Genomic DNA, 23,227 nt, shown 5'->3' with positions numbered 1-23,227 from the left:
CGGTCATGCGCATCACGAAGACGCCGCGCATATCCATGGAGCTGACGCTCATGCTCTTCCCGCGAACCGGCGCCGGGTATAGCGCTTTCGTCGACCGGCATCGTACCCCCGCATATCAGAATGAACCAGGACGGGCGGCAGGGCAGACATTTGCGTGCCTGATCAACCTGTACCGCATTGCAGAGGCGCCAGAGAATGAACGGATCGTTCAGTTCGCGCCGATCATCTCGCAGCGACCGCCAAGCGGCCGACCCGTCAAGTCAATAGGGAAAATTGACTGTACGGAACCTCAAGCTAGCCCTCCACTGGCGGCGCGCGTACTGACATCAGCTAGGGCCCCCTGGGCGGCCCTGTGGATCGGCAGGTGCGCCCCCACCGGGCCCGTGGAACCCGGCGCACCCTGCGGCGTCACGCGAAGGCCGTCCTCGACCAGCACGGGAATGTAAAGGGCGAACCGCCGCCCCGACCGGCGACCGAACCCCGCTGACGAATCGAGGCCAAGCGGGAAAGGGATTGACAAATCCACCACATGCGGCAAATATTCTCATGATCAAAACCCCGCCCCGGACACACCCCGGCGAGATTGAGCTGCGCCGGCGAGATCCACAGAAATTCTCTCGAAACATAGAGGACGCAGTGAAGTTCGCAATTATTGGCGGCGGCGCCACGGGTGTGAGCCTGGTAGACGCCCTGACCCGCCGAGGTTTGACGCAGGACCTCGACCTGGCGATATATGAGCCGGAGAAGGAAGTCGGCCGGGGAAACGCCTACCGCTCCGACCTGAGCTCGGCCCTGCTGAACGGGGAGATCGAGTTCATGTCGATCCGGCGAGACGAGCCCAGACATTTTCAGGAATGGCTGAGCCGGCATGATGACCCGCAGGCACGGAAATACGCCGGCCTCGGCTCCTTCGTCCCGCGCCACCTTTTCGGCGACTACATTTCCGATTCATTCGGACGCCTCGAAGAAGCCTGGCGTGCCAACGGTCGGCCCCTTGAGGTGATCACCCAGAACGCCGTCCACATGTCGCCGGGCACCGACGGCGCCGGCGTACGGCTGACCGCGGCCGACGGTAGCGTGCGGGAATACGACGGCGTCGCTCTGTGCGTGGGCACCACCGCACCGGCGGACTTCTACGGCCTGGCGGGGCACCCGCGCTACACCGACGATCCCTATCCGCTGCGGATCACCGTCGAGACGATCGACCCCGACGAGCACGTCACGGTGCTCGGAACGGGTCTGACCGCGGTGGACATCGTGCTGGCCTTGCTCCACCAGGGCCATCGTGGGCCCATCACGATGGTGTCGCGGCGCGGCCTGCTGCCCGGCGTTCGCCAGCGCTACCGCCCTCTCACCGCGTCCGTCCTCACCCAGGCCGCCGTCCTGGAGGCCGCCGCCGCACCGGAAGGGCTGTCGCTCGCCGCGGTGCTGCGCCTGATGCACGCCGAGCTGGAGGCTCAGGGCATCGCCCCCGAAACCCTCAGCCGGGAAGCCGACCCGGCCGAGGCTCCGGCCGACCGGCTCGCCCGTCATCTGGACCTGGCCGAACGCGGAGAGCTGTGGCATCCCCTGCTCATCAACGCCGCGAACGATGTGATCGAACTCGTGTGGTCGCGCTGGTCGGACGCGGAGCGCCGCACGTACCTTCGCGACTACCACCATCTGTTCCAGAGCCTCATCCACCCCATGCCGATGCCCACCGCCGTCCGGCTGTTCTCGGCCATCGAGGCCGGTCAGCTGCGGGTGACCGGTGGCGTGGAGAACGTGACGGCGACCGCTGACGGCTTCACCGTCACCTGCCGGGACACGAGCTTCACGACGGACGCGGTCATCAACTCGGCCAAGAGCGAGAAGGCCGGCCCGCCCACCGCGGCATCCACACTGTGCGCCTCGGTGGTCGAGGCGGGCCTGGGACAGTACGACCCGTTCGGCGGCCTCACCATCGACACCGCCGACAACCGGCTGATCCCGGCGGAGTCGTCCGAACCCGCCCCGGTGTTCGCCCTGGGGCAGCTCGCAGCCGGCTGCCTGTACTACACCAGCTCGCTCGGCATGATCACTCGCCGGGTCGACATGGTCGCCGACCACGTCGCAGCCACCACCCTGTCCAACGCCGGGAAGCAAGGAGCATGAACCGCCCCGTCAGCGTCGTCGCCGGCCCCACCTCCACCGGGATCAGCCCCGGCACCGCATGCGAGGGGTACGGCGCCCACGTCACCCCCTGCTGGTAGAGCGGTCTGCGCGACGGATGTTCGCGCGGCCTACCAGGATCGCCGGCCAGGAGAACTACCTGGGCGAGACCAACACCCGTGTTCTCGTTCAGGAGTTCACCGACGGCCCGCAGCACATCATCGACACGATCACCGAGGTCCGGCTCACTTCGCGCGGGCCCCGGCCGATGGGGGCAACAGAAGAGCCCGGGTCAGTGACATCTGACCCGGGCTTCCACAAGAGCCGCCTTCGGGATTCGAACCCGAGACCTACGCATTACGAGGCCCCACAAGATCATCCCGGGTGGTGCCGGACGATGCCTCAGAATCCCGTTTCCCCAGATCAGAGGCGTCCGACCGTGATCATCGTGACGCCGCGTCCATCCTGGTGCCACCCGGTCCGCTCACGCAGCGCTCACGCAAACCGGGTCGCCTTCAGAAGGGGTCAGATCCTGCCGAGGTCGACCTCCACCGCGAAGGGCGCCGAAACCTTGACGACGCCGGTGAACACTTCCCCGTCCCGGTAGACCCTGGCAGCAGGGTCCAGAACGTAGGTGTACACGAGAGGGACGCCGGTCGCGGCCTGCTCGACCCTCCAGTAGAAGGCGATACCGGACTTGGCGTACTGGTCCGTCTTCACGATCCGGTCGGTGGTCTCCGATCCCGGTGAGACAACCTCCACGACCAGGAGCACGTGCTCAGGACGGGTAGGCGTGATGTCGATCGTGTCCGCGCGGTACACAACGACATCCGGGCGCCGATTCGTGAGCGGGACGTCCTGGAGACGGACATCGAAGTCGGTATCGGCGTTCCAGTCAGGCCCCGCAGCCGCCTCCAAGGCATTCGCCAAGATCCGAGCAAGCCGGTTGTGGCGCTTGGACGCACTGGGACTCACAACGACCATCCCGTCCACGATCTCGATCCCCGCACACTGCTCCTCGGACCAGGAGTCGTACTGCTCCGCCGTGATCTGCTCGTGCATCCACGCAGGGGCTGCCATCTCGGCAGTCATGACGCACCTCCCGGACACCATGCGGGCGGGCCCGATCCCGCTGAACTCAGCGTACTGTCTCAGCTCCCCCAGCACGTGGGACGCCAGAACAGCCGGCACGCGCGCTTCGGCCGTCCAGCAGGAGACAGCAGAGGGTGGTCGTCCCTCTGCCGTGGGAGAGAGGGAGACGGCGGCCGATCCCCTCCGATTCCCCTCACCGAGCAGCGCGGTACCGCTACGATCGATCTCCCTGGGGGGTCAGGTTTTCCGCGTGTGTCCCATGCCGTGGCGTTCAGTCCCCCGTCGCGCAAGAGGAGCCGGGTCGCCGAGATGCCGTACACCGCCGAAATCAGCCGCACCAATCCTGGCTGCTTCATCTTCCTCGTGGACCAGTCCGCATCGATGAGCGATGCCATCGGCAGCGGCGAGATGGTCCAGCAGCGCGCCCAGGTCGTATCGGATGCCATCAACCGGCTGCTGACCGAGTTGTCGGTCAAGTGCGCAAAGGAAGAGGGCGTCCGCGACTACTTCCACGTCGCGGTGATCGGCTACGGCCACACCCAGGTCGGCTCCGCCTTCACCGGCGCGCTCGCCGGGCGGGACCTCGTACCGCTGAGCGAGATCGCGAACAACCCTGCCCGCCTGGAGAGCCGTACGAAGAAGGTGCCGGACGGCGCCGGTGGCCTCGTAGAGACGACCGTGCAGTTCCCCGTGTGGATGGACCCTGTGACCAACGGCGGCACCCCGATGACTCGCGCCCTCGGCTACGCCGACTCCCTTGTCGCCCGCTGGGTCGACGAGCACCCGGGCGGTTTCCCTCCCATCGTCCTCAACCTGACCGACGGTGAGTCCACTGACGGCGATCCCACCAGCGCGGCCATCGGGCTCGCCTCGCATGCCACCGCCGACGGGTCGGTTCTCCTCTTCAACCTGCACGTGTCAGGGGCGAGCGGCACGCCCGTCACGTTCCCGGACAGCGAAGGCGACCTCCCCGATACCTACTCCCGGTTGCTCTTCCACATGTCGAGCGTGCTGCCCAGTCACATGCGTTCCTACGCCGCTTCGCAGGGCCACCGCGTCAGCGAAGCCACACGCGGCTTCGTCTACAACGCCGACATCACCTCCATCGTCGAGTTCCTCGACATCGGTACACGCGCCACGGAACTTCGCTGAGCAACATGGGTGCCTCTTCAACACCCCTCGACGTCCAGCGCTTTCTCGTTCCCAAGACGGGCAGCTCACCGGATGAATGCGAGGACGCCATCGATGTCTCGCTGTCATCCGACGCAAGTTCACTGTTCGTCGCAGTGTCCGACGGGGCATCCGAGAGTCTGCTCGCCGGAGCATGGGCCAGACAGCTGGTACACGGCGCCATCGCGTCGATGACGGCTGCCGACGAAGAACCAGGGGACCGGGAGGACGGCCTGCCCGGGGCCTTCGTCGAGGACCTCCTGGCCCGCACCGTCGACCAGTGGGACGGCTACATCTCGGATTATCAGGCGGAGCGGGCGGCACGCGGCCGGCCAATCGCCTGGTACGAACAGCCGGGCTTGGACAAAGGGGCCTTCGCCACACTGATAGCCGTCCACGTGCGGGCAGCACCGGCCGTCCCGGAAACCTCCGGAGCTGTTCGCCGCTGGATCTGGAGGGCTTTCGCTCTCGGCGACAGTTGCCTCTTCCAATTCCGCGATGGTCGACTGGTCACCTCTTTCCCCATCACGGACAGCCACGGCTTCGGGATCACCCCTCAATTGCTCGGCAGCCGCAACAGGGATGCCGCACTCATCGCCGAACGGGTGTCGACCGCAACCGGCGAGCTGCGCGCGGGTGACGAGCTGCTGCTGGCAACCGACGCGCTGGCCGCATGGCTGCTGTCGCACCCTGAAATCGATTCGGGCGGAGCAGGAAAACAGCTCGGAAACCTTGCCGACCTGGACCACGAGCTCTTCACCGAGTGGGTCCAAAGCGAGCGCGACAAGTCACGGATGCGCAACGACGACGTAGCCCTCATTCGCATGCGGGTGAAGACGGAGGGGTAATGGCGGTCTCCCGCGCTGGCAAACCTGTCGCCGGACGTAGATTCCCGACCGGCGCAAACTACGTGGAAGCCCTCCAGAACCCCACGCTCTGTTTCGAGGACCCGGACCTCAAAAGCGGGTCTGTCCAGCAGAGCCTTGTGCTAGGGCCGAAGGCGATCTCCGGGAACTTCGCGAGCGTCTTCTCCATCACCGCACCCGGCGGGCAGCGGTATGCACTGAAGTGCTTCACTCGCGACAGCAGCACTCTGGAAGCGCGCTACCAGGCCATCAGCAAGCAGCTCTCCGGCCTCAAGCACGCCAAGCTGTCCCAACCGTGGCCCGTCAGCCTTGAGTATCTGCCGCGTGGCGTCCTCGTCGCCGGTCAGTGGTACCCGGCCCTGAAGATGGCTTGGGTAGAGGGCACCAACCTGATCACGTGGATCGACCGGAACATCCGGAACACGGCGGCCATCCTCGGCATCGCCGAGCGGTTCGCGGCGCTGACCGCCGACCTGGAGAAGCTCGGTATCGCTCACGGCGACCTCCAGCACGGCAATCTTCTGGTCGCGGCCGATGGCACACTCCGCCTCGTCGACTACGACGGAATGTACGTGCCCGCGCTCAAGGGTCAGGGCGCAACGGAGAATGGTCACCGCAACTACCAGTCCCCGACCCGCACAAGCTCGGAATTTGGCCCCACGATGGACCGTTTTTCGTCCTGGGTCATTTACCTCGCCCTGGTCTCGATCGCCACTGACCCCAGTATCTGGGACCAGCTGCACGACGACGAGGGAGAGTTCCTGATTCTGAAAGAGGACGATTTCAAGGAACCACAATCCTCCATGGCCTGGAGTCTGCTGCTGACCCATCCAGACCCAGCCCTTCAAACGCTGGCCGCGCAGACGCACGGACTGCTCGCTGCGAACGCCCACGCGGTCCCCTCGCTGTCCGCGGCCGTGGCGGCGGCCCCTGCTTCGGTCCCGGCCCAACGCCCGGCCCCTGCCGCAGCTCCGGCAGGTGGCCCCCCCGCCTGGCTCGCGGGTCACATTCCACCGCCTCAGAACGCCTCTGCGGGGAGCCATGGGAGTTCGGGCTCGGCCACCGCTACAGGCTTTGCTCGCCGGCGTCCCGCAGACGTTCTCTCCGGGATCTTTGCCCTAGCCGGGTCCGCTGCGCCAGCCGCACTTACCGCACTGAGCGTGCTGCCGAGCGGCTACATGGCCGTCGCACAACTGGGAACTCTGCTCGCATCTGGCGGCACCCTCCAGGTCGCTCGGCGCTCCCACCCCGAGGCCCAGGCATCCAAGGCCCGGTTGCGGGCACTCCAACAGCAGGTGGAATCCTTGGCGGCCCCCATGGCAGAGGGGCACAAGGTACGCCAGGAGATCGAAGCCCTGGACCTGGCCGGCGCGAGCCGGGACGTACAGATCAATCAGCAGATCAAGAACCTCCAGGCCGAGCTACGTGACGCTCAGTCTCGGATCACCATCACCCTCAACCAGAAAACCAACAACCTGAGGGCCACGCTGAGCGGACTGGCCGCCAAGGAGCAGAAGCAACTGGATGCGGCGCTGACATCAGCGATCACGACACACGTCCAGGACAGGCTTCGTCGGGCTTCCATCCAGGAGGTCAAAAAGCTCTCGAACATCAGCAGCGGGACGGTCACGGCCCTGACCGCCGCTGGCATCCATACAGCCGCCGACTTCACGAAGGTCCGCTACGTGCAGACCGGCCGGTACAGCAACCGCGACGCGTACCTCATCCGGCCTAACCACCAACAGGTCAAGGTTCCGGGCGTCGGCGAAGTACGGGCGCGCGCACTCGAAAGCTGGCGGGCATCACTGGAGCAACGGGCCCGGCAGTCGGCTCCCACCGCTGTGAGCGCCCAGGAGCGGGCCACGATCCGTCAGCAGTTCGCCGCCCAGAAGAAGCGTCACGAAGCGGAGATCGCTCAGGCCGAGAGTGCCGCCCGTAGGGAGCGCGAGCAGCTCCAGCAACGCATCACCACCCGCCAGCAACAAGTCAACAAAGAGAAGCAACAGCATCAGACGGCCACGCAACGCCAGCGCGCGGTACTGCTCCAGCGCCAGGCCCAGCTCACCGACGCCGTCACAACCCACGACCGGATGGTCACCCAGCTCGCCACCGCGAGCACGGAGCACCGCCGCGCATTCGGCCTGCGCCGCTACCTCCGCCTTGTCGCGACGGGCCGCTGACCGGAGACCACCGGTGGGCGAGACCCCGTGCCCACGGGCCGACAGCCCCTTCGCTCACGCATGCTCACGCACGAGGTTCTGGACCCCCGCTGCCGCATGCCCGCACAGGTAAAGGGCATGAAAAAACCCCAGGTCACGGCGAGTGAGTCCTGGGGTAATTCCGAGCCGCCTTCGGGATTCGAACCCGAGACCTACGCATTACGAGTGCGTTGCTCTGGCCAACTGAGCTAAGGCGGCACCGCTCGCGTTCCCATGGTGGGTGCAGCAGCGTCGCCAAGTCTACACAGTTTCCCGAGGTGCTCTGACCACCCCCGGATCGGGCCTATGAGCAGCGCTTTCCGTCCGCCGGAGGGGTGCCGTCCAGGAGGTAGGTGTTGATCGCCGTGTCGATGCAGTCGCTGCCCCGGCCGTACGCGGTGTGACCGTCGCCCACGTAGGTCAGCAGGGTGCCGGAGGAGAGCTGGCCGGCCAGGGACTGGGCCCAGTGGTACGGGGTGGCCGGGTCGCGGGTGGTGCCGACGACGAGGATCGGGGCGGCGCCCTCGGCGGTGATGCGGTGCGGGCGGCCGGTGGGCGGGGTGGGCCAGGGGGTGCAGTTGAGGGCGGCCCAGGCGAGGCCCTTTCCGAAGACCGGGGAGGCCTTCTCGAAGGACGGGACGGCCTTCTCGACGTCCGCGGGGCCGGTGTAGGCGGGCGGCAGGTCCAGGCAGTTCACGGCGGCGTTGGCGGACATGAGGTTGGCGTACGTGCCGTCCGCCTCACGCTCGTAGTAGCTGTCGGCCAGGGCCAGGAGCCCGGAGCCGTCGCCGCTCTTCGCCCTGGTGAGGGCCTCGCGCAGCTGGGGCCAGGCGCCCTCGTCGTACATCGCGGCGATCACGCCCGTGGTGGCGAGGGACTCGCCGAGCTCGCGGCTCTCGCCCGTCGGCAGCGGCTTGGCGTCCACGTCGCGGAAGAACTTCTTCATCGCCTCCCCGGCCGCCGCGACGGACCCGGTGCCCAGCGGGCAGTCCGACGTGCGGACGCAGTCCGCGGCGAAGGCGCGGAAGGAGGTCTCGAAGCCGCCGGTCTGGTCCCGGTTCAGGTCGAGCGCGGACAGCGAGGGGTCCATCGCCCCGTCGAGGACGAGACGGCCGACCCGCCGGGGGAACAGCTCGGCGTAGGTGGCGCCGAGGAACGTCCCGTACGACGCCCCCACGTAGGTGAGCTTCTCGTCGCCCAGCACCGCCCGCAGGATGTCCATGTCCCGGGCCGTCTCCACGGTGGAGACGTGGGGCAGGAACTTGCCCGACTTCTTCTCGCAGCCGGCCGCGAAGTCCTTGAAGGCCGCGCTCAGCGCGTTGATCTCCGCCGTGTCGTCGGGGGTCTGGTCGACCTGCGTGTACGTGTCCATCTGCGGGCCCGTCAGGCACTCCACGGGCTCGCTGCGGGCCACTCCGCGCGGGTCGACGGCCACCATGTCGTAGCGGGCGCGGACGGGCGCCGGGTAGCCGATGCCCGCGTACCCCTGGAGGTAGCCGACGGCGGAGCCGCCGGGGCCGCCCGGGTTGACCAGGAGCGAGCCGAGCCGCTTCCCGGGGCCGGTGGCCCGGGCCCGGGACACCGCGAGCTCGGCCTCCTCCCCGTCCGGCTTCGCGTAGTCGAGCGGGGCGCGCAGGGTGGCGCACTGGAAGCCCTCGACGCCGCAGTCGCGCCACTTCAGCTTCTGCTCGTAGTACTTCGTCAGCTTCGGCGCGGCGGACGCGGAGGAGGCCGGGGCGGCCGATCTGGGCGCTGCGGCGTCGCTTCCGCCCGAGCAGCCGGAGAGGATCAGGCCGGCGGCCGCGAGGGCCGTGGCGGACGTACGGAGCATGCGCCTGGAATCCATCCCAGGAGCGTATCCGTACCGGTACGGACCGTGTCCAATCGCCCGGGGGCCCGAGGAGCCCTAGCCTCTCAGCGCCATCGTCATCGCCTCCACCGCGAGCAGCGGCGCCACGTTCCGGTCGAGGGCCTCCCGGCAGGCGAGGACCGCCTCGATGCGGCGGAGGGTCCGCTCCGGGGTGGTGTCGCGGGCGATCCGCTCCAGCGCGTCCCGCACGTCCGTGTTCGCCAGGGCCGTGCGGGAGCGGAGCTGGAGGGCCAGGACGTCCCGGTAGAAGCCGGTCAGGTCGGTGAGCGCGAGGTCCAGGCTGTCGCGCTGGGTCCGCGTCCTGCGCCGCTTCTGCCGCTCCTCCAGCTCCTTCATCGCCCCGGCCGTGCCGCGCGGCATCCGCCCGCCCTGCGCCGCGCCGAGGGCCGCCTTCAGCTCCTCGGTCTCCTTGACGTCGATCTCCTCCGCGACCTGCTTCGCGTCCTCCGCGGCCGCGTCGACCAGTTCCTGAGCGGCCTTGAGGCAGCCGCCGACGTCCTCGACCCGCAGCGGCAGCTTGAGGACGACGGACCGGCGCGCGCGGGCCCGCTCGTCGGTGGCGAGCCGGCGGGCCCGGTCGATGTGGCCCTGGGTGGCGCGGGCGGCGGCCTGCGCAAGCTCCGGCTCGATGCCGTCGCGCCGTACGAGCACGTCGGCGACGGCCTCCACCGGCGGGGTGCGCAGCGTCAGGTGCCGGCAGCGGGAGCGGATCGTGGGCAGCACGTCCTCCAGGGACGGCGCGCAGAGCAGCCAGACCGTGCGCGGCGCGGGCTCCTCGACGGCCTTCAGGAGCACGTTCCCCGCGCCCTCGGTGAGCCGGTCGGCGTCCTCCAGGACGATGACCTGCCAGCGCCCGCCCGCCGGGGAGAGCTGGGCGCGCCGGACGAGGTCGCGGGTCTCCTTCACACCGATGGACAGCAGGTCCGTACGGACGATCTCGACGTCCGCGTGCGTACCGACGAGGGTCGTGTGGCAGCCGTCGCAGAAGCCGCAGCCCGGCGCCCCGCCGAGCGCCCGGTCGGGGCTGACGCACTGCAGCGCGGCGGCGAAGGCGCGGGCCGCGGTCGCCCGCCCTGACCCGGGAGGGCCGGTGAGCAGCCAGGCGTGCGTCATCTTGGAGGCCTCGGGCACCGGCTCGCCGGCGGCGTGGGCGGTCACGAGCGCGTCGGCGTCCCGCGCGGCGGCGGCGAGCTGCTCCTCGACCCGGCTCTGTCCGACCAGGTCGTCCCATACGGCCATGTCTGCGCCCTCCTCAGGTACGTCCTCCATTGTGGGGCAGCGCTCTGACAGCCCCCGCCGCCCTGTGGAAAACCGCCTCGGTACCCGGAGCGGGGGGGGGGGGGGGGGTCCCCCCCCCCCCCCCCCCACGGCGTCTCAGCGACGCCGGCGCGGGCCCTCGTCCTCGTCCTCGTGCGGGCCGAACAGCTCGTCCGCGAGGGTCGGCAGGTCGTCGAGCGGGGTCTCCTCCGCCCAGTCGGAGCGGCGGCGCGGCCGGCCGTTCTCGTCGAGCTGGGGCAGCTCCCGGGTCCGGTCGTTCGCCCCGGAAGGCGCGGTGTGCTCGTCGCGCTCGTCGCGGAAGATGCCCGGCGGCACCCGGTCGGCGGGGTCGGACGCCCGGTCCCGTACGGGAGGCAGCACGGCGGTCTCGTCCACACCCCGCGGATCCCGGATCTGCGGCAGCACGGCGGTCTCGTCCACGCCCCGCGGATCCCCGACCTGCGGCAGGACGGCGGTCTCGTCGGCCTCCGGGCGCACGACCGGCGTCTCGACGGTGACCTCGTCCGGCGAGACGGTCGGCGCGTCCGGCTTCACGATCGGGGTCGGCACGGTGACCTCGTTCGCCGACACCTCCGTAGCCCTGGCGGCCCGCTCGGCGGCGGCCTTCTCGGCAGCCACCGCCCGCTCCGCAGCGGCCCGCTCCGCCGCCGCCGTCCGCTCCGCGGCGGCCTTCTCCGCGGCCTCGCGTTCCCGGGCGGCCTTCTCGCGGGACGCCTTCGCCGCCTCGGCACGCTGCGCGGCGGCGAGTTCCGCCGCGGCGCGCTCGGCGGCCGCACGCTCCGCCGCGGCCTTGGCTGCGGCCTCGGCGGCGAGCTTCTCGGCGGCGGCCTTCGCCGCCGCCTCCTCCGCGGCCTTCGCTGCCGCGGCGGCCTCGGCCATCCGGCGGGCCTCCTCGGCGCGCAGCAGGGCCTCCTCGGCCTTGCGCTGCTTCTCCAGGCGGCGCTCCTCGGCCTCGGCCCGCAGCCGGGCCTCCTCCTCGGCCTCCTTGCGGAGCCGCTCCTCTTCCTCCTTGCGGGCCTTCTCCTCGGCGGCGGCGCGCCGGGCCTCCTCCTCGGCCGCGAGGCGCTCCTCCTCGGCCTTCCGGCGGGCTTCCTCGGCCTTCCGTTCGGCCTCCAGGCGGCGCGCCTCCTCCTCCTCGCGCCGCTTGCGCTCCTCCTCCTCGGCGCGGAGCTTGGCGAGCTGTTCCTGCCGCTCGCGCTCCAGGCGCTCCTCCTCGGCCTTGCGGGCGGCCTCTTCCTCCGCCAGGCGCCGGGCCTCCTCCTCGGCCTTCCGGCGGGCCTCCTCCGCGGCCTTCACCTCGGCCTCGGAGAGCGGCAGCATCCGGTCGAGCCGGTGGCGTACGACGGTGGTGACGGCCTCGGGCTCCTGGCCGGCGTCGACGACGAGGTAGCGGCTGGGGTCGGCGGCCGCGAGGGCGAGGAATCCGGCCCGTACGCGCGCGTGGAACTCCGGCGGCTCGGACTCGAGCCGGTCGGGCGCCTCGGTGAACCGTTCCCTCGCGGTCTCCGGGGAGACGTCGAGGACGACGGTCAGGTGCGGGACGAGACCGTCGGTCGCCCAGCGCGAGATGCGGGCGATCTCCGTCGGGGACAGGTCGCGGCCCGCGCCCTGGTAGGCCACGGACGAGTCGATGTACCGGTCGGAGAGGACGATCGCGCCCCGCTCCAGGGCCGGGCGGACCAGGGAGTCGACGTGCTCGGCGCGGTCGGCCGCGTACAGCAGGGCCTCGGCGCGGTTCGAGAGCCCCGCCGACGACACGTCGAGGAGGATCGAGCGGAGCCGCTTGCCGATCGGGGTGGCACCCGGCTCGCGGGTGACGACGACCTCGTGGCCCTTGGCGCGGATCCACTCGGCGAGCGCCTGGACCTGCGTGGACTTCCCGGCGCCGTCGCCGCCCTCCAGGGCGATGAAGAAGCCGGTCGGGGAGGGCGCCTGGACCGGGTCGGAGCCGCGCAGCGCGTCGCGCAGGTCGCGGCGGAGCGGGACGCCCGCCCGGTCGTCGGTCTTCGCGAGGACGAGCGCGGCGACCGGGAGCAGCAGGGCGCCGACGAGGGCGAGCGTGAAGGCGGCGCCGCCGTGCGCGAAGACGAACTCGCCGGACGCGAGCCGGTGCGGACCGATCGCGGCGGCGAGCAGCGGGGCGGCGAGCGCGCCGATGCCCATGGCGACGCGGGCGGTGGCCTGGAGGTGCTCGGTGGTCCTGGCCCGGCGGGGTTCCTCGGTCTCCTGGTCGATCAGGGTGTGGCCGGTGTTGGCGGCGACCCCGGCCGCGTACCCGGCGAGGACGGCGAGGAACAGCACGGTCGCCGTGTCCGGGACCAGACCCATCGCGATCAGCGCGACGCCGGTGACGGTGATGGCGAGGGCGAGCAGCCGGCGGCGGGACAGCACCGGCAGGACGGAGCCCGCGGTGCGGATGCCGACGGCGGTGGCGCCGCTCAGCGCCAGGATGAGCAGGGCGTACGTGACGGGCCCGCCGCCCAGGTCGTAGGCGTGGAGCACGGCGAGGGACGCGGCCGCGGCGATGGCCCCGGCGACGGTGGCGGAGGCGAGGACGAGCAGCGGCAGGGCGCCGGTGCGGCCCTTGCCCTCCTCGGTGCCGGTCTTCGGCCGGCGCAGGCCCTCCAGGGGCGAGCGGGGCCGGGGCGTCGCCCCGCCGGGCAGCGCCATCGCGTACAGGACGGTGACGGACGCGGCGAACAGTCCGGCGGCGACGTACGAGCCGAGCGCCGCCTGGTGCAGCGTGAACCAGTCGATGCCGGCACCGAGCAGGTTCCCGACGAGGGTGGCGACGAGCAGCACGGCGGCCGCGGCGGGGACGGCGAGGAAGCCGGTCCGCTGGGACAGCCGGCGCAGCGCGCCGAGGTGGTCGGGCAGCGGCCGTACGGCGGCGCCCTCGAGGGGCGGGGCGGGCAGCAGCGCGGGCGCGGCACCCTCCCGGCCGATGGTCCAGAGGCGTTCGGCCGCACCGGTGACGAAGACGGTGCCCAGCAGGTACCAGAGGGCGCTGTCCGGGACCCAGGAGATCCACAGCGGGGCGATGACGAGCAGCGCGATCCGCAGCCCGTCGGCTCCGATCATGGTCCAGCGCCGGTCGAGCGGGCCCGACGGCCCGGTGAGCGCGGTCAGCGGCCCGAGGAGCACGGCCCCGAAGAGGACCGAGGCGAGCAGGCGGGCGGCGACGACGGCGGCCACGGCGAACGCGGCTCCCCGGTAGCCGCCCCCGAGCGCGCCCTCGGCGACGGCCGCCTGATAGCCGAGGAGCACGAGGACGAGGAGGGCGAGCGCGTCACCGGTGCTGCCGACCAGGTGGGCGCTCCACAGCCGGCGCAGCGGCTGATGGCGCAAGAGGGCGCGTACGGCGCGCTCCCGGGAATCCGCGACGAGTGCCGTGTCGGAATCGCCCAGGCGGTCTGGCTGCTCTGCTCGCGTCATCCGTCCACCCTATCCGGACGGCCTTGCTCCCCGCGGCCCGCGCCCGAACAAACGTGGGAGGGCGGGAGCACCGCTCCCGCCCTCCTCCAAGCCCCTTCGGGGCTACTCCGGCTTGGCCGCCGCCGTCTTCTTGGCGGCGGTCTTCTTCGCCGTGGCCGTCTTCGCCGTCGTCGTCTTCTTCGCGGCGGTCTTCTTCGCGGCCGTGGTCTTCTTCGCCGCCGTCTTCGTGGCCGTCTTCTTCGCCGCGGCCTTCTTCGCCGGGGCCTTCTTGGCGGCCTTCTTCGCCGGTCCCTTGGCGCGCTTCTCCGCGAGGAGCTCGTAACCGCGCTCCGGCGTGATCGTCTCCACGCTGTCGTCGGTCCGCAGGGTGGCGTTGGTCTCGCCGTCCGTCACGTACGGGCCGAAGCGCCCGTCCTTGACGACCACGGGCTTCTCGCTGACGGGGTCCGTGCCGAGCTCCTTCAGCGGGGGCTTGGCCGCGGCGCGGCCACGCTGCTTCGGCTGGGCGTAGATCGCGAGGGCCTCTTCGAGCGTGATCGTGAAGAGCTGCTCCTCGTCCGTGAGCGACCGCGAGTCCGTGCCCTTCTTCAGGTACGGGCCGTAGCGGCCGTTCTGCGCGGTGATCTCGACGCCCTCGGCGTCCGCACCGACGACCCGCGGCAGGGACATCAGCCGGAGCGCGTCCTCCAGGGTGACGGTGTCGAGGCTCATCGACTTGAAGAGGGAGGCCGTGCGCGGCTTCACCGCGTTCTTGCCGGTCTTCGGGGTGCCCTCGGGCAGGATCTCCGTCACGTACGGGCCGTAGCGGCCGTCCTTGGCGACGATCTCGTGGCCGCTGACCGGGTCGGTGCCCAGCTCGAAGTCACCGCTCGGCTTGGCGAGCAGCTCCTCGGCGAGCTCGACGGTCAGCTCGTCGGGCGCGAGGTCGTCGGGCACGTCGGCCCGCTGGTGGCCCTCCTGCTCCTTCTCGCCGCGCTCGACGTACGGGCCGTAGCGGCCGACGCGGAGCACGATGCCGTTGCCGACGGGGAAGGAGGAGATCTCGCGCGCGTCGATCGCGCCGAGGTCGGTGACGAGCTCCTTGAGGCCGCCGAGGTGGTCGCCGTCGCCGTTCCCGGCGTCCGCCGCGCCGCCGCCGGACTCGCCCTCACCGAAGTAGAAACGCTTGAGCCATGGGACGGACTGGGCCTCGCCGCGCGCGATGCGGTCGAGGTCGTCCTCCATCCTGGCGGTGAAGTCGTAGTCGACGAGCCGCCCGAAGTGCTTCTCCAGGAGGTTGACGACGGCGAAGCTCAGGAAGGACGGGACGAGCGCCGTGCCCTTCTTGAAGACGTAGCCGCGGTCGAGGATGGTGCCGATGATCGAGGCGTACGTCGACGGGCGGCCGATCTCGCGCTCTTCCAGCTCCTTGACCAGCGAGGCCTCGGTGTAGCGGGCCGGCGGCTTGGTCGCGTGGCCGTCCGCCGTGATCTCGTCGGCGGTCAGCGCGTCGCCCTGGGCGACCTGCGGCAGGCGCCGCTCGCGGTCGTCGAGCTCGGCGTTCGGGTCGTCCGCCCCCTCCACGTACGCCTTCATGAAGCCGTGGAAGGTGATCGTCTTGCCGGACGCGCTGAACTCGGCGTCCCGGCCGTCGGCGGCGGTGCCGCCGATCTTCACGGTGACCGAGTTACCGGTCGCGTCCTTCATCTGGGAGGCGACGGTCCGCTTCCAGATCAGCTCGTACAGCTTGAACTGGTCGCCCGTGAGGCCGGTCTCGGCCGGAGTGCGGAAACGATCACCCGAAGGCCGGATCGCCTCGTGCGCCTCCTGCGCGTTCTTGACCTTGCCCGCGTAGACGCGCGGCTTCTCCGGCAGGTAGTCGGCGCCGTACAGCTGCGTGACCTGCGCCCGGGCCGCCGCGACGGCGGTGTCGGAGAGGATCGTGGAGTCCGTACGCATGTAGGTGATGAAGCCGTTCTCGTACAGCTTCTGCGCCACCTGCATGGTCGCCTTCGCACCGAAGCCCAGCTTGCGGCTCGCCTCCTGCTGGAGGGTCGTGGTCCGGAAGGGGGCGTACGGGGAGCGGCGGTACGGCTTCGACTCGACCGAGCGGACGGAGAACGCCGTGTCGGCGAGCGCGGCGGCAAGCGCCCGCGCGTTCGTCTCGTCCAGGTGGAGCACGTTCGCGGTCTTCAGCTGCCCGTCGGCGCCGAAGTCGCGGCCCTGCGCGACCCGCTTGCCGTCGACCGTCGCGAGGCGCGCGACCAGCGAGGACGGGTCGGAGGCGTCACCGGTGCGGCCGGTGCCGAAGGTGCCGGTGAGGTCCCAGTACTCGGCGGAGCGGAAGGCGATGCGCTCGCGCTCCCGCTCGACGACGAGACGGGTGGCGACGGACTGCACGCGGCCGGCGGACAGCCGCGGCATGACCTTCTTCCACAGGACCGGCGAGACCTCGTAGCCGTACAGCCGGTCGAGGATGCGGCGGGTCTCCTGGGCGTCGACCATGCGCTGGTTCAGCTCGCGCGGGTTGGCGACGGCCTCGCGGATCGCGTCCTTGGTGATCTCGTGGAAGACCATCCGGTGGACCGGGACCTTGGGCTTCAGGACTTCCTGGAGGTGCCACGCGATGGCCTCGCCCTCGCGGTCCTCATCGGTGGCGAGGAAGAGTTCGTCGGACTCGGCGAGCAGCTCCTTGAGCTTCCTGACCTGCGCCTTCTTGTCGGCGTTGACGACGTAGATGGGCTGGAAGTCATGCTCGACGTCGACTCCGAGGCGGCGCACCTCGCCGGTGTACTTCTCCGGCACCTCGGCGGCACCGGAGGGGAGGTCGCGGATGTGCCCGACGCTCGCCTCGACGACGTAGCCGGGGCCGAGGTAGCCCTTGATCGTCTTCGCCTTGGCAGGCGACTCGACGATGACGAGTCGGCGGCCGCCGTGTGCGGTCTCGCTGGTCGGGGACAACTTCGCTCTTCTCTCCGGATCGACACTCTCTGGCACGTACGGCACTGGCACGCACGGCAGCGCACGGACGGTGACGCTCCCGTCGCTGCGGAGTGTGACGGTACAACCCGCCCCCGTGTCAAACGGCGAAAGCCCGCAACGGCCACTCGAACGGTAACCCGAGTCCTGGCATTCCTGCCGCCCGGACTCCCGGACCGGCGCGGTGGGGGACATGTCGGAGAGATCACAAACGATCCGGGAGCGGAACCCGGGAAGGGTGCGGGGCCGGACGGGGAGCCGGACTCAGAGACGGCCGAAGCACCAGACGCCGAGGAGGAGGAAGGCGGCGCCCGAGAGGCTCGTCAGCGCGACGGCGGTGCGCGGGGCGACCCCGTGCGCCACGGGCTGGCCGTGCAGCGCCCGCACGGTGGTCCACAGCAGCAGCGCGCCTCCGAACAGCGTGAACGCCGTCCCCGCGAAGATCGCCGGCCCGCTCTCCATGCCCGTACCCCGTTCCGTTCACGTGCGGTGTTCGCCTCTCGCCGCCGAGGCTGACACCCCCGGGCATCGAAGGCGCGAACTCCGGGTGAACGACGCGGGCCGTACGGGTACGGGTTCACGAAGATGGCCGGTAGTGACCCGCTCCTCCTTCCTCTGTCACATCACGTCGAGCGTCGCCCGTTCTTCTGTCTCAATTCACGTCGAGCGTCGCCCGTTCCTCTGCTTCACATCACGTCGAGCGTCGCCCGGCGTCGGCTCCCCCGCTCGAAGACGGCGAGGAGGACGACCGCGAGCAGCCCCCATCCGGCGCCGACCGCGAGCTCGGCCCCGAGCAGATGACCGTCCAGACCGGCACCGGCGGTCAGCCCGCGCGCCGCGTCCGCCGCGTGCGTGAGCGGCAGCAGCTCGCCGGCGGCCCGCATCCACTCCGGCAGCGTCTCCCGGGGCACGGCGGCGCCGGTCAGGAGCAGCAGCACCGAGGCGGCCACGTTCGACACCAGGAACACGTCCCGGAAGCGCAGCCCGAGCGCCCCGAGCGCGAGCCCGAAGGCCGAGCAGGCGCCCGCCGCGACGAGCAGCACCAGACCGAGCCCGGGCAGCGACCCGGTGGGCACGGGCAGCCCGAGGACGAGCGCGGCGGCGGTGAGCACGAAGGCACTGACGAACAGCCCGTTGAGGACGTACGGGAGGGCTCGCCCGAGCCACAGGGGGACGCGGCGGCGGGGCGAGAGCAGGACGGCCCCGAGGGTGCCGTACCGGCGCTCGTTGGCGACGGCCATCGTGCCGCCGTACACGCAGGAGGCGGAAGCTGCGAGAACGGCGTTGCCGACAAGGTGGAAACGATCGTCGGCGACATCCAGTTCCCTGCCCAGGAAGACGAAGAAGAAAACCTGGAGGAGCGGTCCGACCAGGAGCGTTCCGATGAACATCGGCGGGGTGGTCCAGTTGAAGAGCGCCCGGTAGGAGATCGCCCCGCCGACCACGAGCAGCCGGGAGGAGGCGTGGAAGCGGAAGCCGAGGAGCCGGCACCGGAAGCGGAACATCCGACGGTGGCCTTTCAGGTGAGGGCGAGGGTGGCGGCGGCACGTGCCCGGCGTTCCACCCGCCCGAGGACGAGGACGGCGGCGAGGGCGTAGCCGGCGCCGAGCGCGACGGCGGTGAGCAGGGGTGTGAGCACGTCCCCGCCGGAGGTCGCGGCGTGCACGGCCCGGGCGCCCCAGGTCATGGGCAGCGCCCAGGAGATCGGGTGGGTCCAGGCGGGCAGCACGGTGATGGGCACGAGCAGGCCGGACAGCAGCCAGACGGGGGTGTCGAGCGGATTGGCGAGGGCGTTGGCGTTGCGGAGCAGGACGAACGTGGCGGCGAGCAGCAGCCCCGTCATACCGAGGGAGAGCACGCAGACCGGGACGGCGACGAGGAAGAGCAGCGGGTGCGCGAAGTCGAGCGGCACGTCGAAGAGCAGGACGCCCCACAGGACGGTGGCGCCCATCGCGTACGTGCCGATGACGGCGGTCGCGAGGGTGATGGGGAGGAGGACGAGCGCGAGCGGCGTCGGCGCGACGACGAGGGTCTCCAGGGTGCCGAGCCAGCGCTGGTTCTGCACGGCGCCGCCCGAGCCGAAGAGCACCGAGCCCCAGATGCCCATGAGTCCGGCGCCGACGGAGGCGGTGAGCAGCCGGTCCGGGTCGCCGGCGGCGCGGAACAGGTAGACGGCGAGGGTCGCGTAGACGAGCGGGACGAGGACGGCGAAGGTGACCTCGATGGGGGAGCGCGACATGTACGAGACGTGGGTGCGCACCCCGACGAGGATCAGCCGAGGAAGGCGCGTCACGCGGGAACCCCCTCGGCGTCGGTCGCACCGACGATCGCGATGTAGGCGTCCTCCAGGGACGGTTCGCGGCTCGTGACCCGGCCGATCCGTACGCCGTCGAGTGCGGCGAGTACGGGTCCGTGCAGGTCGGAGGCGCCGCGTCCGGTCTGCACGGTGACGGTCTGCAGGGCGCCCCGGTCCTCGGTCGACACGCCCCGGACGCCGGGCACGCGCCGTACCCGGTCGAGCCGCTCCTCGTCCACGCCGTACGCCTCGATCTCCAGCACGTCCCTTTCCCGTACGAGGGACTTGAGGCTGGCGGGCGTGCCGAGGGCGCGGATGCGGCCGCCCGCGATGACGGCGATCCGGTCGCAGAGTTCGTCGGCCTCGGCCATGTAGTGGGTGGTGAGGAGGACGGTGGTGCCGGCGGCGGCCAGGTCGGCGACCGTACGGCGCAGGTCGCGGGCGGCGACGGGGTCGACGCCGATGGACGGCTCGTCGAGGAAGAGGACGTCGGGGCGGTGGAGCAGCCCGCGGGCGATGTGGAGGCGCTGGCGCATGCCGCGCGAGTACCCCTCGACGCGCTCCTTCTCGCGGCCCACCAGGCCGACGAGGTCGAGGAGTTCGGCGATGCGCCGCTTCTGGTCGCGGGCGGGGACGCCGTACAGCTCGGCGAAGTAGCGGAGGTTGTCGAGGGCGGAGAGCCGGTCGTACAGGCCGCGGTCGCCGCCGAAGACGTACCCGATCCTGCGGCGTACGGCGACGGGGTCGCGGGCCACGTCGTGGCCGAACACCCGGGCGGTGCCGGAGGTCGGCAGGAGCAGGGTGTTGAGCATCTTGATGGTGGTGGTCTTGCCGGCGCCGTTGGGCCCGAGCAGGCCGAACAGCTCCCCGGGCGCCACCTCGAAGGTGACCCCGCGCACGGCCTCGGTCTCGGTCCGCCGGGACCTCGGCCACCCGGTCCTGCTGGTGTAGGTGCGGCGCAGCGCGTCCGCCTCGATTGCGAGCATGCGCCGGACGGTAGGAGCCGGAGAAAGGGCCGGGCCATCGATTCGGGAGGCCCCGAATCGTCGCCCGCACACCGGGCTCAGGCCACGGCCCCGAATCGTCAGCCCGCGGCGCCGATTCCTCAGGCGACGGCCGTGAGGACGTCCTCCCCGGCGAGCAGGGCGAGCAGGGAACGGCCCGTGTCCGTCAGCTGGTAGTACACCGAGCGCCCGACGCGGTGGCGGGTCACGACGCCGGCTTCCGCGAGCACGGAGAGGTGCTCGGAGACCGTGCTGGGTGCGAGCCCGAGCCGGTCGGCGAGTCCGGCCGTGGTCAGCGGCCCGCCCAGCTCGCGCAGGACCGCGGCCCGGCCCCGGCCGAGCATCAGCCCGAGCCGGTCCTCGGCGGCGGGCTCGGCCGGTTCGCGCAGGGCTCCGGCGCCCCGGGCCTGGAAGCTGAGGGCGAAGACCTCGGGGTCGTCGGTGGAGTAGAGCCGGCAGCCCTCGGCGAAGACCAGCGGCACGAGGACGAGGCGCCGCTCGCCGGGCGCGTACTCGGCGTCGATGTGCTTGGTCAGTTCGATTACGGGCGGCTGCCACCGTCCCCGGGTCTCCAGGCCCGCGAACAGCGCGTCGACGCCCTCGGTCGCGAACGTCCTGGCCCGGACGAGCACTTCGTCCTCGACGAGCCGGCGCATCGTCGGCCAGTACGGCTCGATCGCGCCCTCCCAGTACGCGGCGTACGCGTCGGCGAGCGCCGCGCAGGCGGCCTCCGGGTCCTTCAGGTAGGGCTGGAGGAAGGGCGCGTCGAGCAGGTCCGGGTAGCAGACGGCCGCCTGGGCGCGGACGAACTCCGGGTCGGTGGCCCGGAGCGCGGCGAGCTCCTCGTGGACGTGGACCGTGCCGAAGGGCCGGGGCAGCAGGAAGTCGGAGACCTCGCGCCGCTCCCTGACGAACAGGTCCCACAGCGGGCGGAGCCGGTCGTCCTCGCGCCACACCTCGCGCGCCTGCCCGACCCACTCCTGGTAGGGCCAGGAGGGGTGCCGGTGGGGCTGCGCGAGATGCATCGAGCAGAACGCGTCGCGCAGCGGACTGATCGCGATCCGGGTCGCCCCGAGCGAGGCCTCGTCCAGCTCGATCCGTATCAAGCACCGCTCCCTTCGGCCGCCGGCGGCGTGGAGCCGGGGAGCAGGGAGTCGGGGATCAGGAAGCCCTCCTCGACGAGCAGCCGGATCGCCTGCGGGGTGCGGTCCCGCAGCATGACCGGGTCCTCGCCCATGAGCTGCCCGATCGCGTCGAGGATGCGGCCGGCGCTGAGCGTGCCGTCGCACACTCCGGCGAACCCGGCGCCGACGTGGTCGACCTTGGTGGCGCGGCGCATGCCACGGTTCTGCCGGAGCACCACGTGCTCCGGGTCCTCGGCGCCCGGCATCCCGACCTGCTCCTGCACCACCTCGGGCGCGAGCGTGAACCGGTCGGCGAGGAGCGCGGCGTCGTCGTGGCGGCGCAGGTAGTCCTGGCGCTCGAAGTGGGCGAGGACGGTGGGGCCGAGGGGCTGCTCGACGGGGTGCGGCCACTCCTCCAGGACGATCGAGGGCTCGACGGCGCCGGAGGCCACGGCCTGGCTGCGCCGGATGGTGATCCAGCCGAAGCCGATCGCGCGGGTCTTGCTCGCCTCGAACTCGTCGAGCCAGCGGTCGTACGCCGCGCGGTAGGCGTCCGGGTCGCCGCGGTGGTCGCCGCTGTCCCGCAGCCAGAGCTCCGTGTACTGGGTGATGTCCTGGATCTCGCGCTGCACGATCCAGGCGTCGCAGCCGCGCGGCACCCAGGACCGGAGCCGCTCCTGCCACTCCTCGCCCTCGACGTGCTGCCAGTTGGCGAGGAACTGGGCGTACCCGCCGTCGTTGAGCCGCTCCCCGGCCTGCTGCACGAGCGAGCGGCACAGGTCGTCGCCGCTCATCCCGCCGTCCCGGTAGGTGAGTCCGGCGCCGGGGGAGATCACGAACGGCGGGTTGGAGACGATCAGGTCGTACGTGTCGCCGTCGACGGGCTCGTACAGCGAGCCGGTCAGCAGCTCGGCCTCCCGGGCCCCGGAGAGGGCGAGGGTGAGCCGGGTGAAGTCCAGGGCGCGCGGGTTGAGGTCGGTGGCGGTGACCAGGGTGGCGTGCTGGGCGGCGTGCAGCGCCTGGATGCCGGAGCCGGTGCCGAGGTCGAGCGCGGAGGAGACCGGCGTACGGACCGTGATGCCGGCGAGGGTGGTGGAGGCACCGCCGACGCCGAGGACGACCGCTGCGTCTGCCTGGCGGCCGTTCTTGCCGCTGCCGCCGGCGCCGCCGACGGCGCAGCCCAGGTCGGAGACGATGAACCAGTCCTCGCCGTCCGGTCCGCCGTACGGCCGGACGTCGACCGTGGCGAGCACGGTGCCGTCCTCGCCGACCACCCAGCCGTCGGCGAGGGCCTCGTCGAGCGGGAGCGCGGCGGCGGCCCGGTCGGCCGGGACGGGCTCCTGGAGCAGGAAGAGCCGGACGAGGGTCTCCAGCGGGGAGTCGCCACGGGTGGCGCGCAGTGCGGGCACGGTCTCGCTGCGGGCGAGCGCCGCGTAGGCCGGGGCGCCGAGCAGGTCGAGCAGGCCGTCGGCGGTGAAGTCGGCGGCGAGCAGGGCCTCGCGCAGACGGGTGGCGTGCGCGGGCACCGGGAGGCGGGAAGGCAGGCTGGTCGTACTCACCGCTCCATTGTGACGGCCGCCACCGACATCCGGGCGGCCGACCCGGCGGCACACGGCCGATCGCGGCCCGGCGCCGGGCCGAATCGCCGCCGCCGAGCCGAATCGCGGCCACCACCGGGCCGCATCACCACCACCGGACGGATCGCCACCACCACCGGACCGGATCGCCGCCGCCGGACCGATTCGGCCCGGCATCGCCGGCCCGATCGGCCCGATCGGCCCGAGGAACAGTGCCTCGGGTCGATCG

The 23,227-nt window shown here is 71.3% G+C and carries 15 protein-coding genes and 1 tRNA gene; 4 read left to right on the top strand and 12 right to left on the bottom strand.

The features are described 5' to 3' along the window. Positions 1-636 precede the first annotated feature (636 nt). On the top strand, positions 637-2,133 hold the full coding sequence (locus ACZ7HT_RS09640) for an FAD/NAD(P)-binding protein (protein WP_471162139.1): 1,497 nt from the start codon (positions 637-639) through the stop codon (positions 2,131-2,133). 522 nt (positions 2,134-2,655) lie between these two features. On the opposite strand, the gene ACZ7HT_RS09635 is transcribed toward ACZ7HT_RS09640, so the two are convergent. Further along, complete coding sequence (locus ACZ7HT_RS09635; RefSeq protein WP_471162138.1) at positions 2,656-3,222, bottom strand: Uma2 family endonuclease; 567 nt, start codon at positions 3,220-3,222, stop codon at positions 2,656-2,658. A 309-nt stretch (positions 3,223-3,531) separates the two neighbouring features. Here ACZ7HT_RS09635 and ACZ7HT_RS09630 point away from each other — a divergent pair, with 309 nt between their 5' ends. From ACZ7HT_RS09630 to ACZ7HT_RS09620, 3 genes are read left to right on the top strand one after another with little or no spacing between them, the layout of a single operon-like run. Further along, positions 3,532-4,374: a vWA domain-containing protein gene (locus ACZ7HT_RS09630; RefSeq protein ID WP_471162135.1), complete on the top strand. Its 843-nt coding sequence runs from the start codon at positions 3,532-3,534 to the stop codon at positions 4,372-4,374. 5 nt (positions 4,375-4,379) lie between these two features. Beyond that, positions 4,380-5,240, top strand: a complete 861-nt coding sequence (locus ACZ7HT_RS09625) for a hypothetical protein (RefSeq protein WP_471162132.1) — start codon at positions 4,380-4,382, stop codon at positions 5,238-5,240. After that, the gene (locus ACZ7HT_RS09620; RefSeq protein WP_471162130.1) at positions 5,240-7,438 is read left to right on the top strand and encodes a hypothetical protein; all 2,199 of its coding nucleotides are present in this window, start codon (positions 5,240-5,242) and stop codon (positions 7,436-7,438) included. The genes ACZ7HT_RS09625 and ACZ7HT_RS09620 overlap by 1 nt, the downstream gene beginning before the upstream one ends. 163 nt (positions 7,439-7,601) lie before the next feature. On the opposite strand, the gene ACZ7HT_RS09615 is transcribed toward ACZ7HT_RS09620, so the two are convergent. The 11 genes from ACZ7HT_RS09615 to ACZ7HT_RS09565 all read right to left on the bottom strand — a co-directional run bounded on the left by ACZ7HT_RS09615 (position 7,602) and on the right by ACZ7HT_RS09565 (position 22,980). Continuing rightward, a tRNA-Thr gene (locus tag ACZ7HT_RS09615) sits at positions 7,602-7,675 on the bottom strand. An 85-nt stretch (positions 7,676-7,760) separates the two neighbouring features. Beyond that, the gene (locus ACZ7HT_RS09610; protein WP_471162127.1) at positions 7,761-9,302 is read right to left on the bottom strand and encodes an alpha/beta hydrolase; all 1,542 of its coding nucleotides are present in this window, start codon (positions 9,300-9,302) and stop codon (positions 7,761-7,763) included. A gap of 60 nt (positions 9,303-9,362) precedes the next feature. Next, on the bottom strand, positions 9,363-10,565 hold the full coding sequence (locus ACZ7HT_RS09605; RefSeq protein ID WP_471162124.1) for a DNA polymerase III subunit delta': 1,203 nt from the start codon (positions 10,563-10,565) through the stop codon (positions 9,363-9,365). A gap of 135 nt (positions 10,566-10,700) precedes the next feature. Then, on the bottom strand, positions 10,701-14,039 hold the full coding sequence (gene tmk / locus ACZ7HT_RS09600; protein WP_471162122.1) for a dTMP kinase: 3,339 nt from the start codon (positions 14,037-14,039) through the stop codon (positions 10,701-10,703). Positions 14,040-14,141: 102 nt separating this feature from the next. After that, positions 14,142-16,979: a type I DNA topoisomerase gene (gene topA / locus ACZ7HT_RS09595; RefSeq protein WP_471162119.1), complete on the bottom strand. Its 2,838-nt coding sequence runs from the start codon at positions 16,977-16,979 to the stop codon at positions 14,142-14,144. Between the two features lie 282 nt (positions 16,980-17,261). Further along, positions 17,262-17,459 carry a hypothetical protein gene (locus ACZ7HT_RS09590; protein WP_359510634.1) on the bottom strand — a complete coding sequence of 66 codons (198 nt, stop codon included), beginning with the start codon at positions 17,457-17,459 and terminating at the stop codon, positions 17,262-17,264. Positions 17,460-17,683: 224 nt separating this feature from the next. Next, entirely contained in the window at positions 17,684-18,502 is an 819-nt protein-coding gene (locus tag ACZ7HT_RS09585; protein WP_471162116.1) for an ABC transporter permease, read from the bottom strand. Positions 18,503-18,516: 14 nt separating this feature from the next. Beyond that, on the bottom strand, positions 18,517-19,290 hold the full coding sequence (locus ACZ7HT_RS09580; protein WP_471162113.1) for an ABC transporter permease: 774 nt from the start codon (positions 19,288-19,290) through the stop codon (positions 18,517-18,519). After that, positions 19,287-20,279, bottom strand: coding sequence for an ABC transporter ATP-binding protein (locus ACZ7HT_RS09575; protein WP_471162110.1), 993 nt, complete (start codon positions 20,277-20,279; stop codon positions 19,287-19,289). Before ACZ7HT_RS09575 ends, ACZ7HT_RS09580 begins: the two co-directional genes overlap by 4 nt. A gap of 119 nt (positions 20,280-20,398) precedes the next feature. Beyond that, the gene (locus ACZ7HT_RS09570) at positions 20,399-21,403 is read right to left on the bottom strand and encodes an ArsR/SmtB family transcription factor (RefSeq protein ID WP_471162108.1); all 1,005 of its coding nucleotides are present in this window, start codon (positions 21,401-21,403) and stop codon (positions 20,399-20,401) included. Beyond that, complete coding sequence (locus ACZ7HT_RS09565; protein WP_471162105.1) at positions 21,400-22,980, bottom strand: DUF7059 domain-containing protein; 1,581 nt, start codon at positions 22,978-22,980, stop codon at positions 21,400-21,402. The genes ACZ7HT_RS09570 and ACZ7HT_RS09565 overlap by 4 nt, the downstream gene beginning before the upstream one ends. Positions 22,981-23,227: the final 247 nt, after the last annotated feature.

The organism is Streptomyces sp. NPDC037410, assembly GCF_055602235.1.
The sequence above is the reverse complement of the archived record's forward strand: the minus strand, read 5'-3'. Positions and strand labels throughout refer to the sequence as shown.

Bases quoted from the DNA above. Each gene is read 5' to 3' on its own strand.
- tmk (WP_471162122.1), bottom strand. From the start codon at position 14,039: ATGACGCGAGCAGAGCAGCCAGACCGCCTGGGCGATTCCGACACGGCA.
- ACZ7HT_RS09630 (WP_471162135.1), top strand. From the start codon at position 3,532: ATGCCGTACACCGCCGAAATCAGCCGCACCAATCCTGGCTGCTTCATC.
- ACZ7HT_RS09585 (WP_471162116.1), bottom strand. From the start codon at position 18,502: ATGTTCCGCTTCCGGTGCCGGCTCCTCGGCTTCCGCTTCCACGCCTCC.
- ACZ7HT_RS09635 (WP_471162138.1), bottom strand. From the start codon at position 3,222: ATGACTGCCGAGATGGCAGCCCCTGCGTGGATGCACGAGCAGATCACG.
- ACZ7HT_RS09625 (WP_471162132.1), top strand. From the start codon at position 4,380: ATGGGTGCCTCTTCAACACCCCTCGACGTCCAGCGCTTTCTCGTTCCC.
- ACZ7HT_RS09590 (WP_359510634.1), bottom strand. From the start codon at position 17,459: ATGGAGAGCGGGCCGGCGATCTTCGCGGGGACGGCGTTCACGCTGTTC.
- ACZ7HT_RS09605 (WP_471162124.1), bottom strand. From the start codon at position 10,565: ATGGCCGTATGGGACGACCTGGTCGGACAGAGCCGGGTCGAGGAGCAG.
- ACZ7HT_RS09620 (WP_471162130.1), top strand. From the start codon at position 5,240: ATGGCGGTCTCCCGCGCTGGCAAACCTGTCGCCGGACGTAGATTCCCG.
- ACZ7HT_RS09575 (WP_471162110.1), bottom strand. From the start codon at position 20,279: ATGCTCGCAATCGAGGCGGACGCGCTGCGCCGCACCTACACCAGCAGG.
- ACZ7HT_RS09610 (WP_471162127.1), bottom strand. From the start codon at position 9,302: ATGGATTCCAGGCGCATGCTCCGTACGTCCGCCACGGCCCTCGCGGCC.